The organism is Acinetobacter sp. 70_2, assembly GCF_056736115.1.
In genome coordinates this window covers 43,150-60,097 of the sequence record NZ_JBWZIP010000003.1, presented here as the reverse complement: position 1 = coordinate 60,097, position 16,948 = coordinate 43,150, and the positions used below count along the sequence as shown (strand labels likewise).

Sequence of the window (16,948 nt, the reverse complement as noted above, 5' to 3'; positions counted from 1 at the left end):
TTTATTTCCCCACTACCTGAATAACGATCAAGATCATCAATAACACCACTACACCGAGTGACATGCTTGATGCGTATTCACGCAATGAACCTGTTTGACGTGAGCTTGTAAAACTGTTTCCGCCTTTAACAAGCGCAGGAAGCACAAGCCACAAGCTATCAATTGGATCACGACCAAATAGTTTGGCGAAGAATAAATAAGGTTTAACAAAAACGATGTCATACAACGCATCGAAACCAAATGCAGTACGACAAATATGAGCTAAGCCAGCACCAAGACTTGTTTGAGCAAACGACTTCACTGCACCGTAAGCAAATGCAAACAGACCAATACCAACTGCTAAACCAGCAAGCGCGATACCTACTGCTAAATGCTCTGCCCCATGCATGCCTTCTACAAACTGTTCAGCAACATGGAATTCAGGAATTTTCGCTGTATTTAAAATACCAGCGACCGGACCTTTTAGTGCAGCGCCCACAAAAGTAGACAATACAGCCAAGATACCTAATGGCGCCCAGTAAGTTGCACCTTTAATCTCATGGTAATGTGTATTTTCTTTACCGAAGAATACAACCCAGATTAAACGGAAAGTATAGATTGAAGTCAGGAACGCACCTGCTACACCAGCCCAATATAAGGTGTGGTATAGAGCAATTGATTGACCTTGAACCCAAACTTCACCAAGAATCGCATCTTTTGAGAAGAAGCCGATTGTTAAGAATGGAATCGCTGCTAATGCACCGCCACCAATCGCGAAACATGCAAATAGGAATTTGTTTTTGTAGAACAAACCACCCATTTTGAAAATATTTTGTTCGTGATGGTAAGCAAGAATAACCGCACCAGAAGACAAGAATAATAATGCTTTGAAGAATGCGTGAGCCAACATGTGGAACAAGCCAGCTTGATAAGCTTCTGCACCGACAGCCATAAACATATAACCGAGCTGACTCATTGTTGAGTAAGCTAAAATACGTTTGATGTCTGTTTGCACAAGAGCAGCAAAGCCTGCAACTAATAAAGTTACAGCACCTGTTACTGAAATGAATTGCATCACTTCAGGTGCAAGTTCAAATACGCTAAATAGACGACAGCATAAGTACACACCAGCCGTTACCATTGTTGCTGCGTGGATTAATGCAGAAACAGGGGTTGGACCTGCCATCGCATCTGCCAACCATGTTTGCAATGGAATTTGAGCAGATTTACCAGCAGCACCTAAGAACAACATTAATGCAGTCCAGATGGTAAGTGACGAGCTCTTCGTCATTACTTCTGCTGCGTGTTCAACGATGTACTGAGTATTCAGCGTACCAAATTGTTGGTAAAGCAAGAATAAAGCGATAAGTAAGAATACGTCACCTACGCGGGTAACTGTAAATGCTTTGATCGCTGCCCAACCATTTGCAGGGTTTGCATAATAGAAACCAATCAGCAAGTAAGAGCAAAGACCTACGCCTTCCCAACCTAAGAATAACAACGCTAAGTTGTCACCCAATACAAGCACAAGCATGCTTGCAACGAATAGGTTGAAATAAGAGAAGAAGCGCGCATAACCTTCTTCACCACGCATGTACCATGATGCAAAGATGTGGATTAGAAAACCAACACCAGTGATCATGCCCATCATGAGTAAAGATAAGCCATCTAAATGTAAGCTAATGCCAGGAGCGAAACCACCAACATTGAACCATGTCCAAAGGTTTTGAACAAAAACCTGTTGGCCGCTGTTGGTAAAAGCCATACCAGCAATCAATGCAAATAATGCAGATAAACCTACAGAACCCACACCAATAATTGCTGCAACATTTTCAGAGAGCTTATCACGCCCTGCCGCCAATAAAATAAAACCGATTAGCGGAAATAATACTGTTAGATATAAATAACTCATCCGCGCATCTCACTAGCAGCATCCACATCCAAATGATGGAAGCGATGATAGAACTGAAGGACAATCGCAAGACCGATACACGCCTCTGCTGCAGCAAGGGTTAAAATCAGAATGAACATCACTTGTCCATCTGGTTGTGCCCATACGCTACCCGCAAGAACGAATGCTAACGCAGCAGCATTCATCATGATTTCAAGGCTCATTAACATAAATAGTAGGTTGCGTCGCACCATTACACCGTAAAAACCGAGTGCAAAAAGAATGGTTGCAACAATCAAACCATGTTCTAAAGGGATCTGGCCCATTATTCTTTTTCCTCTTCTGCACCTGGTTCACGTTTACCTAAGTGGTATGCTGCAACAAGGGCTGCTAGCAATAACATTGCGGCAACTTCAACCAATAACAAGTAGTGAGTAAAGAGCGCCTGACCAACAACTTTTGGTCCAATTACTTGTGCGCCAAGTGGCGCAGAGATGGTTGTATATTCACCACCAAGCATCCAAACTAAAAGCAAGCCAAGTAAAAAGCTCATGAGTGCTGGATATGCCCAAGCATCTGAAGAAAGCCATTTACGCTCTTGTTCCACAGTGTGTTGCCCTAAGTTAAGCATCATCACAACGAATACGAACAAGACCATAATTGCACCAGCATAAACAATGATTTCGAGGGCGCCGGCAAACGGCGCACCTACGATCATGAAAATACCAGCAACAGCAAGTAATGAAACAATCAGACTAAGCAATGCATGTACAGGGTTCGTGTTAGTCACTACACGAACCGTAGAAACGATGGCCACGAGCGCCATCAAATAAAACGGCCACATCATGGTAATAGACTCCGTACATCGATTGGTGCACTTTCTTTTTGTGCTTGACCTTTCTCTTTACCGTTAATTGCCATACCGGTTACGCGGTAGAAGTTGTAGTCTGGGTATTTACCTGGACCTGAAATAAGTAAGTTTTCTTTCTCATAAACAAGGTCTTGACGTACGTATTCGCCTAACTCGAAATCTGGAGTCATTTGAATCGCTGTGGTTGGACATGCTTCTTCACACATACCGCAGAAAATACAACGAGAGAAGTTGATACGGAAAAATTCCGGATACCAACGACCATCTTCTTTTTCAGCTTTTTGTAATGAAATACAGCCAACTGGACATGCAACCGCACAAAGGTTACATGCCACACAACGCTCTTCCCCATCTGGGTCACGCGTCAACACAATACGACCACGAAAGCGTGGTGGCACAATCTGTTCAGCCGGTACTTCTGGATATAAAATCGTGTCACGTTTACGCGTTGCATGGCTAAATACCATAAACAACGAACGTACAATCGATCCGAATCCAGCTAGAAATTTATACATTTTGTACTCCCTGCTGTCCTAGGCCTGATTCATCAGAATCACAGCACCAGTCACTAACAAGTTGACCAACGCCAATGGCAAACAAATTTTCCAACCAAAGTTCATGACTTGGTCATAACGTGGACGCATTAAAGAACCACGTGCCAATACGAACATCATTACGAAGAATGCTGTTTTAATCACGAACCAGAATACTGGTGGAACAAATGGAATTTCTAAATTGAATGGCGCTAACCAGCCACCAAAGAATAAAGTCACGATTAATGCAGAGATAAGTACAACGTTTACATATTCAGCAACGAAGAACATACCCCATTTCATACCGCCATATTCAACATGGTAACCTTCAGCCAATTCTTGTTCTGCTTCAGGTTGGTCAAATGGGTGACGGTGAGTTACCGCAACACCTGCAACAACGAAAATCAAGAAACCTAAGAACTGTGGAATGATGAACCAAACATCACGTTGTGCTTCAACAATTTCACGAAGGTTAAATGAACCAGCAATTGCAACCACGCCCATTAATGAGATACCCAAGAACACTTCATAAGAAATGGTTTGAGCAGCTGAACGTAAACCGCCGAGTAATGAATATTTGTTATTTGATGCCCAACCACCGAATAACACTGCATAAACCGCAATACCTGCCATTGCCATAAAGAACAACAGACCGATGCTCATGTCTGCAACACCCAATGCAGGGCTTACAGGAATAACCATGAACGAAAGCACCGCAGTTGCCATCGCAACTGCCGGAGCTAAACGGAAAGTTAATTTATCAGCAAATTTTGGTGTCCAGTCTTCTTTGAACATGATCTTAAGCATGTCGGCAACGATCTGGAACATACCACCAGGACCAACACGATTTGGACCATAACGGTCTTGCCACAAAGCAAGCAAACGACGCTCAATAAAAGACATCAACGCCGCAACTAAAACTACAACAAGCAAAATCACAACTGCTTGAACAACTGCGTAAGCAATTGGCCAGTTCTCAGCCCAAAGTGGCGTTTGACGTATAATTTCTTGATTCATGAATTACACTCCTAATGCCACTGAAACAGGCTCAGCTAAGGATACTGTCGGCGCTAAACCAACTGGGTAACCGATATAACCTGTAGGTAAATATTCAATTACTTGTACAGGTAAGCTCACTGTAGTTTCGCCTGCTTTAACTGTAATACGTTGGCCTTCTTGTAGATTCAAACGCGTTGCATCTTGTTCGCCCACAGCAAATACAGCTTCAGGAATACGAGTTTCCATTGCAGGTGTTTTAATCGTGAATTCACCAGAACCAAAAATGTGGTGCATTGGTACAAGACGGAAGCTTTCAGGGTTTGCAACTACCGCAGTTGGAGCAACATAGCTACGTGCTGGACGTTTTGCTAAACGATCGAATAAACGAACGCCTGAATCACCACCTTTTAAGTGACCACCCACTTCATCTTGGTATTTGTTCCAAGATTGTGGAGAGTTCCAACCTGGAGCCCACGCAAATGGTACAAGTGAAGATGCTTTTTGTGGACCTACATAACCTTCCATAGAGAATGTTAATGCTGAGTCTGGATCTGTTGGTTGTTTAGGTTCATGAACCGATAAAGGTGCACGAATTGCTGTACGACCAGAATAACGACGTGGTTCACGCGCAATTTTCAAACCATGTACACGGTAGCCTGCATCTGGTGCAACGTCTTGAATTGCTTCAAGTACCGGAACATTTTTAACGATAGTTTCAATCACGTCATCAAGCAATGTCCAATCAACTGGCTTACCTTTAAGACCAGTTTCAATGGCATGCAACCAACGCCACGATTCTTTAATCGCGTATTCAGGCTTGTAGTAGCTTGGATCGTAAACTTGATAGAAGCGTTGAGCACGGCCTTCTTGGCTTACAACGGTACCATCACCTTCGGCAAAGCTTGCTGCTGAAAGTACAATATCCGCCTGTTTCACAGTTTCTGTTTCGCTGTGATCAAGCACGATTACTGTTTCAGCTTTATCAAGTGCTGCTTTAACTTGAGCAGCAGGTAAACGACGGAACAAGTCATTTTCAACAATAACAAGTGTGTCGTAGTCTTGAGCAAATGCTTGTTCAAGGCTTAAACCGCCAAACAATGCTAAGCCCATAGAGTTCACTTCAGGAACTACAAGACTTAAACCAGCTTTTGAACCAAGGTTTTGCGTTAACTCTGCTGCCGCTTCCATAATTGAAGCATCTTGCAAGCTCGTACCCGCAATAATTAATGGTTTGTTTGCTGCTTTTAAAGTGTCTGCAATAGTTTGAGCAAATGCTTTTGCATCGTCATCCAAACCATTAACTGTTTCACCTTTAACTGCCGCAGCAACTGCAAAACCTAAACGCGCGATGTCATTTGGAGATGCAACAACTTCACCAGTCGCAACATCGGCAAGACGAGTTTGAGTTGCAGCCAAAATATAGATCGGAGATTTCGCTTCCTGACCAATACGTTGTACAGGCTCAGCCAACCAATCTGGCGTACGTGTTTTTGCAGCCATTTCGCGAGCTTTGTTTTTCGCAGCTTGACGAACTGACAAAGCCATACGTGGTGCAGTTTGAGTTAAATCTTCACCCAAAATTAATACTGCATCATAGCTTTCAATTTCACGCATGTTCGGGTTGTAAATGCCCTCTGTTTGCATGATTGAAGCAGCAAGTTCAACAAGACTTTGCTCTTTTTGTGCAACACCTGTTGAGTAGTTTGCTTGGCCTACAAGTTCACGTAATGCATAGTTTGATTCTAAGCTTGCACGTGGTGAACCAATACCTAAAACTTTTTTACCTTCAAGTTTCGCAATCGCTTGATCTAAAGCTTGGTCAACAGAAACAGTTGCTACTGTTTCACCATTACGGAATTGAGGTTGACGTGGACGATCTGCACGGTTTACATAACCTGTGCCAAAACGGCCTTTGTCACAAAGGAAGTATTGGTTAACCGAACCATTGAAACGGTTTTCTACACGACGGATTTCGCCATAACGCTCACCCGGAGAGATGTTACAACCTGAAGAACAGCCATGACACACGCTTGGTGCATATTGCATGTCCCATTTACGGTTATAGCGCTCTGAATGAGTTTTATCGGTAAATACACCTGTTGGACATACTTCAGTCAAGTTACCAGAGAATTCAGACTCTAAAGTACCTGACTCTGGACGACCAAAGTAAACACGTGATGCATTGGCAAACACACCAAAGTCTGTACCGCCCGCATAGTCTTTGTAGTAACGAACACAACGGTAACAAGCAATACAACGGTTCATTTCATGCGCAATGAATGAGCCTAGTTCTTGGTTGTAATGTGTACGCTTAGTAAAACGGTAGCGACGACGGTCATGACCAGTCATTACAGTCATATCTTGTAAATGACAGTGACCACCTTCTTCACACACTGGACAGTCGTGTGGGTGGTTGGTCATTAAGAACTCAACGATAGATTCACGAAAATCCGTTGCTTCTTTGTCTTCAATCGAGATATAGGTATTGTCAGATGCTGGTGTCATACATGACATCACAAGACGTCCGCGCGTATCTTCAGGATTTGCATACTGAGTTACGGCACATTGACGACATGAACCAACAGAACCTAAGGATGGGTGCCAACAAAAATACGGAATATCAATGCCAAGGGATAAACATGCTTGTAGCAAGTTTTCTGATCCATTGACTTCGTACGATTTTCCATCGACATGAATTGTAGCCATAGTCGAATCCCTTAAGCTTGTTCTACGTTGCTAGTTTGCACGACAGGACGATTCGTCACTTTCGCTTCAAACTCGCTACGGAAATGTTTGAGTGCGCCCATAAGCGGCTCCATCGCACCTGGTGCGTGGGCACAGAAAGTTTTACCAATCCATAATTTACGAGTAAGTTCTTGTAAATGGTCGATATCTTCTTTCTTACCTTCACCTGTCTCAAGTGCTTTAAGCGCTTTAACAGCCCATGGCAAACCATCACGGCACGGTGTACAGAAACCGCATGATTCACGCGCAAAGAATTCTTCAAGATTACGGGTCAACGACACCATACATTGGGTCTCGTCTACCACCATCAATAAACATGTTCCTAAACGAGAACCTGCTTTCATAATGGTTTCAGCATCCATTGGTAAATCAATGGTATCTGCAGGTAAAAAGTCAGTTGACGCACCACCTGGTAACCATGCTTTAAGCTTTAAGCCTTCACGCATACCGCCGGCATGATCTTCAATTACTTCACGTGCAGTCGTACCAAATGGTAGTTCCCAAAGACCAGGGAATTTGACTTTACCTGACGCACCATAAATCTTAGTGCCTGGATCTTTTGATTTACCAGCTGATAAACCGATATACCACTCTGGACCACGAAGCATGATTGCTGGCAAGTTGTTATAAGTTTCAACGTTGTTCACAATCGTAGGACGACCCCATGCACCAGCAACTTGCGGGAATGGTGGTTTAGTACGTGGGTTAGCACGGCGACCTTCAAGCGAGTTAATCAATGCAGTTTCTTCACCGCAGATATAACGACCTGCACCAGTGTGCACGTGTAACTCGAAGTTCCAGCCAGAACCTAAAATGTTGTCACCTAAGTAACCTTTAGCGCGAATTTGCTCAAGCGCTTCATTTAGGTATTGAGCAGCCTCGATGTATTCACCACGAATGAAGATATAACCTTGAGTTGCTTCTAGGGTATAACCTGCAATCAACATACCTTCGATCAATTGGTGAGGAAGTTTTTCCATCAACAAACGGTCTTTAAAGGTACCTGGTTCCATCTCATCGGCGTTACAGATTAAGTAACGTGGACCACCATCATTTGGCGCCATAAGAGACCATTTGATCCCTGCTGGGAAGCCTGCACCACCACGACCTTTTACAGTTGCCGCTTTAATGACGTCTAACACTTCAGCAGGTTTCATGCCTAATGCTTTTTTAAAGCCCGCATAACCTTCGAGTGCTTCATAGTCATCAGCGCTACGTACTGCTTCTTGTTTGCTTAAACGCCAAGTCAGTGGATGAGTTTCCGGATTACCGTCGCCATAAATTGGTTTTGGTTCAGTATTCATACATACTTCTCCAATAACTGTTTGACTGATGTCACTTCAACTAAACCGTGAGTATCTTCATCAATCATTAACGTTGGGCCTTTGTCACAGTTGCCTAGACAGCAAATTGGGAGCAGTGTAAAACGACCATCTTGTGTCGTTTGACCAAACTGAATACCTAATTCGCGCTGGAATGCTTCAGCTAGTGTTTCAGCACCCATTAAGAAGCAAGCAATTGAGTCACAAAGCAAAATTACGTGACGACCTACAGGTTGGCGATAGATACGGTTGTAGAACGTTGCTACACCCTCTAAATCGGCAACACTAATCGTCAATAATTGTGCGATGGCGTTCATTTGAGCATCATCTACCCAACCATTGCGGCGCTGTACGCACTTTAGTGCATCTAAAGAAGCTGCACGTGGGTATGGATAGTGACCAATGTGATGTTCAATTTCATGGATTTCTTCAGCAGTCAAAATCCCTTCAACATTCACACGTGGTTTTTTATCAGTCAGAATCATCATTTTGCGTTACCTCTTAGCGATCCACGTCAGCCATAACCACGTCAATGGTCGCCAGATAAATGATTAAGTCAGACACTAAACTGCCGTTAATCACTGAAGGAATTTGCTGTAAGTGAGTAAACGTCGGTGTACGGATACGAGTACGATAACTCATTGTTGCCTTATCCGAAGTCAAGTAATAAGTACTTGCACCTTTCACAACTTCAGTCATAAATGACGCTTCACCAGCAGGCATGACAGGACCCCATGACACGCTCAAGAAGTGCGTAATCAAAGTTTCAATATCTTGTAACGTCTTATCTTTTGGTGGTGGAACAGCCAATGGGTGATCCGCTTTATATGGACCAGAAGGCATGTTATCCAAACACTGTTTGATAATTTTGAGTGACTCAGTAATTTCACGGAAGTGAACAAGAACACGAGCGTACGCATCGCCTTCATACTCAACTGGCACGTCAAAATCGAAGTTTTCATAGCCACTGTATGGACGATATTTACGAACGTCGAAATCAATACCTGTTGCACGTAAACCAGTACCAGTTACACCCCATGCAAGTGCAGATTTTGCATCGTATTGAGCAACATTACGTGTACGACCAATAAACACAGAGTTTTTAAGCGCAGCTGTGTAGTATTCGTTGAGACGTTTTGGCATCCACTCTAGCAATTCTTTAACAAGTTTTTGCCAGTTGTTTGGAAGGTCATGTGCTGTACCACCTATACGGAACCATGCTGGGTGCATACGGTAACCCGTAATTGCTTCAACGATGTCGTATACTTTTTGACGGTCTGCGAACATATAGAATACTGGTGTCATACCACCGGCATCCTGAATTGCCGTACCACAGTAAAGTAAGTGGTTATTAATACGGAACAATTCGTTCAACATGACACGAATCACTTGCGCACGTTCAGGAACTTTAATTCCTGCAAGCTGTTCAACTGCCATTACATATGGCATGTTTTGCGCACAACCACCTAAGTAGTCAACACGGTCAGTATAAGGAATGAAAGAGTGCCATGTTTGACGCTCAGCCATCTTTTCCACACCACGGTGGTGATAACCGATATCAGGAACACAGTCCTTCACTTCTTCGCCATCTAACTGCAATACAATACGGAACGCACCGTGTGCAGATGGATGGTTAGGACCCAAGTTCAAGAACATGAAATCTTCGTCAGCGTTACCACGCTTAAGACCCCAATCTTCAGGCACAAAGCGTAAGTGTTCCTGTTCGAAATCTTGCTTCGCTTTGTCTTGCATATACGGCGTATATTCTGTCGCACGTGCTGAATATTCTTTACGAAGCGGGTGACCTTCCCAATACGTTGGCAACAAGATACGACGGAGCATTGGATGCCCTTCGAAATTGATACCGAACATATCGTAAGCTTCACGTTCATACCAGTTGGCATTTGGCCAGATATTTGTCGCTGTCGGGAGGTTAAGATCATTTTCGTTCAAGGCAACCTTGATACGAATGTCACTATTACGCTCAAGCGATAATAAATGATAGAACACAGTGAAGTCAGATGCTGGTAAACCATCACGATGTTGACGTAAACGCTCATCCATCGCTGATAAGTCAAACAGCATTACATAAGGACGTTCCACTTTACGCAGGAACATGAGGACTTCTTGCACGCGTGCGCGCTCAACCCAGACTGTTGGAAACTCTTCAAAAGTCGCCTGCACATAGAAGTTCTCACCAAATTTGGTTTTGAGCTCTTCTACGATTGCAAATGCTGGGCGTGAATCAACTGGTGTTGATTCTGGCATAGCAATGTCAGTTTCAGCCATTGGCTTGGCTTCCTATTTAATACAAATTCTGTCAATTTTCTCGATGAACATATCGGTTAGATATGTCAAAACACCGTCAAAAAATTATTTAATCTCATCCATAGAGCGTAAGTTTTTAACGGCAATACGCTGCGCATTCTTACGATCACGTTCTGGCATCATCTTTGGCTTATACACTGGCTGAAGATCATCACCGATCACGGCAGAAAGCGGGCGTCGCTCTAATTGAATCTGGTCTTGCAAAAGCATTAACGCTTGGATTAATGCTTCAGGACGAGGCGGACAACCTGGGACGTACACGTCAACAGGAATAATTTTGTCTACACCTTGTACTACTGAATAGATGTCGTACATACCTCCAGAGTTTGCACAAGCACCCATCGAAATAACCCATTTAGGTTCTAACATTTGTTCATACAAACGTTGAATAACCGGAGCCATTTTTACAAAGCAGGTACCTGCAACAATCATCAAGTCAGCCTGACGAGGTGAAGCACGAATAACCTCTGCACCGAAACGGGACAAGTCATGCACGCCTGTTAAAGTCGTTGCATATTCAACGTAACAACATGAGGTACCAAAGTTAAATGGCCACAAAGAGTTTTTACGTCCCCAGTTTACTGCTGTATGCAAGACATCCTCTAAGCGAGTCATGAATACGTTTTTATTCACTTCCTCTTCTAGCGGATCAGTCACAATTTGACGTTCTTGCAATGGGTATTGATCAGCATCCGGATTCGCGCGGGTCAGAGTATATTTCATCCCGACTTACTCCTTTTCAGATGACAATGCAGGTGTAGTTTTTGACTTAACACGACCTGATGATTGGGCTGGAATCTGGCCTGTAGGGTCAGTTACGAGCTCTTCAATAGAGTTAAAGCGTGTAATTTCAGCAATGTTCATTGATGGTGAACCGACTTTAATCTTCTCACCAGCTGATTTACGACGATCTGCTGGTGACCAACTTAAGGCACCTACAGAGAAGGCATAAACAAGCGCAATTAACAGGTCAACGACAAAGATCACAACAGTGGTATATCCCAACCACCCTACTTCACGCACCGAAGTAGACCATGCATAGAGGTAAAGTGCCTCTAAGTCGAAAACAACGAAGAAAATTGCAACTAGATAGAACTTTGCAGACAGGCGAATGCGAGCGCCACCAGCACTCACGACACCTGATTCAAACTGCTCTTGCTTAGCACGTCCCCACGATTTTCCCCCGAGGAGTAAGGGAACTGTGAGCATAAAGACGCAAAGAAATGTAACGCCGATCACGAAGGCGATAATCGCCCAGTCGTATGGAGTAATGGCACTCATGCGGGGATAACTCCTGGCAGGCCTATTATTTAACAAAGAATGTATGTATTGGCCTTTGAATACACCAAACACAAAATTAATCCCGCCAATTGTACCTGATTTCTAATTTCGCATGCTAGTTGAAGCGTCTTAGTCTTTTGGATGATTTTCTAATCAAAAGTATTCATCTATGTCTTGTAGAGGGGGTTTCACCGTTCATAATCGGTTTATTTGATAGTTTTTATACTTGTGATGATTTTTTTCATTTTTTGATTTTTAATATTATTTGAACAATTACTCATTTGGTCAAATTAAACAACTTACTTTTTTATAATATTAGGCGGTTTTTTATTGTATTCATCTTCCGCTCTGAATTATGATGAATGTTTAATCATGCATAATAGTTATTACTCTTGGATAAGGGTATTTATCATTAAGGGCAGCTGATGCCATACTCACTTCGTGAACTTTCATTTTCTTCCTTCTTGAAATTTTTTCTCTTATTTACTGTCATTATTTCAATATGCTGCTTCATTGGAATTGCGTCTCGCCCGCTTAGTTTTCTGGCTTTTTTCTGGCCTGCCAATTCGGTTCTACTAGGATTACTTGTTCGTTACCCTCAAACACGTAAACTCGGTACTTTTCTTGGCGCGTATACTGGATATGTAATTGCCGATCTTATTCAAGGCACACCATTTTTACTAACTATTATCCTAACCACTTCTAATTTTCTTTATGTGGTTACCTCTCTAACGCTATACCTTTTTTTAAATCAACATATTAAAGCTGCTCATCGTGGCTACTCTTATCTATTTTTATTTGCATTATGCGGAATTGGCAGCTTAGTAGGCGCTTATTTTGCTGCAACTTTTGTACCGATGTTTAATACCAAATTTATGCTTGGCAGCTTTTGGGCCGAATTTGGTTACTGGATGACTTCCGAATTACAAAATGCCCTACTTCTACTCCCTATACTCATAAACTTCCCTCCTTATCCTCAAATAAAGCGCTATCTGAAGGGTAATCGGCAACATATAACTACGATTGATTTATTACCATTTTTGGCAGTATTAATTTCAATTACCGTAAGTTATTACGACTCAGGACCGGGTTCTTTACTCTACCCTATAGCAGCCTTAACTTGGTGTGCTATACGCTATAAACCAATTATTGTGGCACTGATTACCTCATTTACCAGTGCTTATACTATTTATCATGTCTCTGGACATTATTTATTACTTTATCCAAATGAATACTTAAGCAATACCATCTCAATTCGTATTGGATTAATTATGATGACGCTTGCCCCTCTTACCGTTTCTAGTATTAGTGCGCTTCATTCTGATTTAATTCAAAAACTACAACATGCAATTGCCCATGATGAGCTCACATCTAGTTTAACTCGACGTCAATTTTTACAATCAGTTCGTCTACTTCAAGAAAAAGTACAAAAGGAAAATAAGACCTCCGCATTTTTTATGTTGGATGTCGATCACTTTAAAAAAGTGAATGATAGTTATGGTCATTTGATTGGTGATAGAGCCTTACAAACCTGTGTGATCACCATACAAAATATTCTGCATCCTCATGACTTACTCGGTCGTTTTGGAGGTGAAGAATTCGCAATTTTTATTCCAGACACAACTAAAGAAGCTGCTTTTGAACTTGCAGAAAGAATACGCATTAAAATTAGTCAGCAACCGATTTATGTCTATGGCAAATTACCCATTTTTGTGCAGGTCAGTATTGGCATTAGTTTATATTCTCCAAACTATCATCGCCCTATTGAAAGCTTGTTTAAAGAAGCAGATGACGCACTCTATCAAGCAAAGCGCCAAGGACGTAACCGAGTTTTTATTTCTTTGTAATATTTTCAAGTCATCATCTAGTGTAATGAATTTTATACAATAACTTCTGTTTTGCCATGTATGCTAGTAACAGATAATAAGGAGAAAAATGTATGAATCTAGAATATACGCATAAACCAGACTATTACTTGTTTGCACAATTACTCGTGCGACACATAGAAAGCTATATTCAAAAACATCCAGATGCAGATAATGCCATTTTTGACTTGCGTGATGTCTATGAAATTTTTAGACAAGATTTCGCGTCAACCACAACAAACCTAGAAGGCATTTTACATATTGCGGATTCATATAGAGTTGAAACATTGAATGGAGACCAACCTCTTATTCAAAAATATCAAATCGATGCTAAAAACAATTCGCTGTTAATTGACTTTAATATAGATGCGCTAAACAGTCTAAGAAGTGGAAAACCAATTTTAGAACCTGATGCCACTCAGTTATAAATAAACCAATAAAAAAGCACCTTATGCAGGTGCTTTTTTATTTGCCTTTAATGGCGGTTGTTTAAAGCGATGTGCTGGCCACGTCATAATAAAGCGTGCCCCACCCAAACTTGGACTTTCATCTACTTTAATCTCACCACCAAACCAGTAAGCAATACGACTTACAATGGAAAGCCCCAAACCATAACCACCAGATGCACGTGTACGACTGTCATCTAAACGTGCAAAGGCTTCGAATACGCGTTTGCGGTCTTGCTCAGGAATACCCGGTCCATCATCTTCAACACAAACAAAAGCCATACCATCGCTATGAATACCACCAGTAATACGCACTTTGTTATCACAATAGCGAACAGCATTACCTACCAAGTTTTGTACAACACGGTGAAGGTAACGACGCTCTGCATCTACTTTCACATATAAAGGTGGTGGAATGAGTTCAATTTCTTTCTGTGTTTTTAAAGCTTCGGTTTCAACAGCAACCTGATCTAACACTTCAAAAAGTACAATTTCTGCAAAATCTAACGAAGGTGTACCCTGCTCTAGTTTTGCGTAAGTCATGATTTCATCAATTAAGGTATTGAGTGCTTCAATATCTTTATCAATCATGTCAACCTGATGCATACGGTGATTGTAGTCATCTTCTTCGGCTAACATTTCTGTACCAAAGCGAATACGTGCAACAGGCGTTCTGAGTTCATGAGATACTGCTCTCATTAACTCACGTTGAGCTTCAATCAAACGCTGAATATGATCAGACATATTGTTATAACTTGAAGCCAAGTTTGCCATTTCGTCACTTCCTTCAATCGGAACACGCAATGACAAATCACCCGATTTCATACGGTTTAATGCATAACGCACTTGTCGAATTTTGCGCTCTAACGGCAAAATCAAACCGTAAACACCCAAACTTAATAAGAACAGGCTAAATAAGGTAATACCCGCAGAAAGCTGTAAAGGCATCCAGTTAAACATTGGAACTGGGCCCAACACCAACACTTGTGCAGGATGATTCGGGATTGGAGAGACAATCGAAATGGTTGTACCACGTACTGTTGCACTATCTTTGTACAACATGACACTTTGGTCTTGGCGTAAACGTCCAATCTGTTCAGAGTCCAGATTTACATCTTGAATATTTTGAATATTGATTGGATATGAGAAATGTTTTTGAATCTTGGCAAGGTACTCTTGTTCCTGCCCCGGATAAAACATTAAATAGTCGAGTACAAAAATAGGAAGAGCCTTCATTTGACGTTCACTAATTTTGTCGACTTTTATAGATAGATAATGTTGTGGGTCGTCACGCAAACCAATAATGACATATGCAATGCTATTACTGGCATCGTAACGAACAACAGATTTTTGTGCTTCGATCCGCTTTTTCTCGGTTCGAGACAATTCAACCTTACTTGCATCGGTATAGTAAATTGGAAGTTCGAGCAAATCAGATGCGTCAGAAATCCAATCTATCTTTTGCTGCTTCCCAGGTTGTCGAGCGACCCCTTCACTAATGACATAAGAAATACCATCAGTTAAAGATTCTCGGTATTCTTGTGCGCGTTGGTAGTTGATAATTTGTACCAGTAAATACCCAAAAACAGCCACCAAAACAACAAGAATTACCAGCCCCGCATATATTCGCAGGAATATACTGTGTTTAAACACTCGACCAACCTTATAGGAAGTTTAATCAGATTTTACAATCCATTGGTTTCTTTAACAAACAAGTAACCTTTACTACGTACAGTTTTAATACGTTTTGGATTTTCAGGATCATCGCCAATTTTTGGACGAATACGTGAAATACGCACGTCGATTGAACGGTCTTGACCATCGTATTCGATACCACGTAAACGCTCGAAGATATCTTCACGCGATAAAATACGACCAGCGTTTGAAGCAAGCAACCATAACAAGTCATATTCAGCACTTGTAAAGTCAACAAGCTCACCATTTAAGGTCACAGAACGGCCGCCGTTGTCGATCACAAGGTCGTCAAACTCAATACGTTGAGCAACTTCGTCTTCAACAGTTTTATCTGTGCGACGTAATAGTGCACGAATACGCGCTAATAATACACGTGGTTGAACTGGTTTAGCGACATAATCGTCTGCACCCATTTCTAGACCAAGTACTTGGTCCATGTCTTCAGTACGTGCAGTCAACATCAAAATAGGTTGATGGTAGTGTGGGCGAACTTCACGACAAACGGTTAAACCATCTGCACCCGGCAACATGACATCCAAGACCACAAGATCTGGTTGCTCACTAATAATACGACGAATTGCACGGTTACCATCAGTTTCTACACCAACTTCCAAACCGTTGCGGATTAAATACTCTTGAGTTAATCGCGCTAAACGCTCGTCGTCTTCAACGATCAGAATCTTTGGTAACTTTTCTTCTTGGCTCATATCATTGCCCCTATAAATCTCATTACATGCATCTTAAAAATCTTGCAGATACATTCGTTTATCATTTGCAATATACACACGTTTACATTGTAAACAAGTAGGCGTTCACCAAACTGATACATGACAACCATGTTTTGTTGCATTTTATTAACCTTTGAATTTTCAAGTGTTTTTGATATCTGTTTATTATTCTTATATGTCATAATCTATTCATATTTCCTATGTATGAATATTAAACAAATTATTTCTTTGATGAATTTAAATTCGCTCAAGTGCTTGTTTTTTG

The 16,948-nt window shown here is 41.7% G+C and carries 16 protein-coding genes; 2 read left to right on the top strand and 14 right to left on the bottom strand.

The genetic code is table 11. The annotated features are described in order from the left end of the window. Position 1 precedes the first annotated feature (1 nt). From nuoL to ndhC, 11 genes are all read right to left on the bottom strand, one after another. Complete coding sequence (gene nuoL, locus AC1PJ9_RS02085; RefSeq protein ID WP_263613020.1) at positions 2–1,891, bottom strand: NADH-quinone oxidoreductase subunit L; 1,890 nt, start codon at positions 1,889–1,891, stop codon at positions 2–4. Beyond that, on the bottom strand, positions 1,888–2,196 hold the full coding sequence (gene nuoK / locus AC1PJ9_RS02080; protein ID WP_000529822.1) for an NADH-quinone oxidoreductase subunit NuoK: 309 nt from the start codon (positions 2,194–2,196) through the stop codon (positions 1,888–1,890). Before nuoK ends, nuoL begins: the two co-directional genes overlap by 4 nt. Continuing rightward, complete coding sequence (nuoJ, locus tag AC1PJ9_RS02075) at positions 2,196–2,714, bottom strand: NADH-quinone oxidoreductase subunit J (protein ID WP_014205902.1); 519 nt, start codon at positions 2,712–2,714, stop codon at positions 2,196–2,198. The genes nuoK and nuoJ overlap by 1 nt, the downstream gene beginning before the upstream one ends. After that, positions 2,714–3,256, bottom strand: a complete 543-nt coding sequence (gene nuoI / locus AC1PJ9_RS02070) for an NADH-quinone oxidoreductase subunit NuoI (protein ID WP_263613019.1) — start codon at positions 3,254–3,256, stop codon at positions 2,714–2,716. Before nuoI ends, nuoJ begins: the two co-directional genes overlap by 1 nt. An 18-nt stretch (positions 3,257–3,274) precedes the next feature. After that, positions 3,275–4,291 (bottom strand): NADH-quinone oxidoreductase subunit NuoH, encoded by a 1,017-nt coding sequence (nuoH, locus tag AC1PJ9_RS02065; RefSeq protein WP_311070184.1) that lies wholly within the window; start codon positions 4,289–4,291, stop codon positions 3,275–3,277. A gap of 3 nt (positions 4,292–4,294) precedes the next feature. Continuing rightward, a complete protein-coding gene (gene nuoG, locus AC1PJ9_RS02060) occupies positions 4,295–6,979 on the bottom strand; it encodes an NADH-quinone oxidoreductase subunit NuoG (protein ID WP_263613017.1) in 2,685 nt (894 codons plus the stop codon). A gap of 11 nt (positions 6,980–6,990) precedes the next feature. After that, complete coding sequence (gene nuoF / locus AC1PJ9_RS02055; RefSeq protein WP_263613016.1) at positions 6,991–8,322, bottom strand: NADH-quinone oxidoreductase subunit NuoF; 1,332 nt, start codon at positions 8,320–8,322, stop codon at positions 6,991–6,993. Continuing rightward, on the bottom strand, positions 8,319–8,828 hold the full coding sequence (gene nuoE / locus AC1PJ9_RS02050) for an NADH-quinone oxidoreductase subunit NuoE (RefSeq protein WP_002050341.1): 510 nt from the start codon (positions 8,826–8,828) through the stop codon (positions 8,319–8,321). Before nuoE ends, nuoF begins: the two co-directional genes overlap by 4 nt. A 13-nt stretch (positions 8,829–8,841) precedes the next feature. Next, a complete protein-coding gene (gene nuoC / locus AC1PJ9_RS02045; protein WP_151687800.1) occupies positions 8,842–10,629 on the bottom strand; it encodes an NADH-quinone oxidoreductase subunit C/D in 1,788 nt (595 codons plus the stop codon). 84 nt (positions 10,630–10,713) lie between these two features. Further along, complete coding sequence (locus AC1PJ9_RS02040) at positions 10,714–11,391, bottom strand: NuoB/complex I 20 kDa subunit family protein (protein ID WP_002050353.1); 678 nt, start codon at positions 11,389–11,391, stop codon at positions 10,714–10,716. A 6-nt stretch (positions 11,392–11,397) separates the two neighbouring features. Continuing rightward, positions 11,398–11,949, bottom strand: coding sequence for an NADH-quinone oxidoreductase subunit A (gene ndhC, locus AC1PJ9_RS02035; protein ID WP_263613015.1), 552 nt, complete (start codon positions 11,947–11,949; stop codon positions 11,398–11,400). Positions 11,950–12,374: 425 nt separating this feature from the next. On the opposite strand from ndhC, the gene AC1PJ9_RS02030 reads away from it, so the two are divergent. Next, positions 12,375–13,796, top strand: coding sequence for a GGDEF domain-containing protein (locus AC1PJ9_RS02030; RefSeq protein WP_311086636.1), 1,422 nt, complete (start codon positions 12,375–12,377; stop codon positions 13,794–13,796). A gap of 92 nt (positions 13,797–13,888) precedes the next feature. Beyond that, the gene (locus tag AC1PJ9_RS02025; protein WP_263613013.1) at positions 13,889–14,242 is read left to right on the top strand and encodes a hypothetical protein; all 354 of its coding nucleotides are present in this window, start codon (positions 13,889–13,891) and stop codon (positions 14,240–14,242) included. Between the two features lie 21 nt (positions 14,243–14,263). Here AC1PJ9_RS02025 and bfmS read toward each other — a convergent pair whose 3' ends face one another. From bfmS to AC1PJ9_RS02010, 3 genes are read right to left on the bottom strand one after another with little or no spacing between them, the layout of a single operon-like run. Further along, on the bottom strand, positions 14,264–15,913 hold the full coding sequence (bfmS, locus tag AC1PJ9_RS02020; RefSeq protein ID WP_004710386.1) for a sensor histidine kinase BfmS: 1,650 nt from the start codon (positions 15,911–15,913) through the stop codon (positions 14,264–14,266). Positions 15,914–15,945: 32 nt separating this feature from the next. Continuing rightward, entirely contained in the window at positions 15,946–16,662 is a 717-nt protein-coding gene (bfmR, locus tag AC1PJ9_RS02015; RefSeq protein WP_000076440.1) for a response regulator transcription factor BfmR, read from the bottom strand. Next, the gene (locus AC1PJ9_RS02010; protein WP_263613012.1) at positions 16,659–16,865 is read right to left on the bottom strand and encodes a hypothetical protein; all 207 of its coding nucleotides are present in this window, start codon (positions 16,863–16,865) and stop codon (positions 16,659–16,661) included. The genes bfmR and AC1PJ9_RS02010 overlap by 4 nt, the downstream gene beginning before the upstream one ends. Positions 16,866–16,948: the final 83 nt, after the last annotated feature.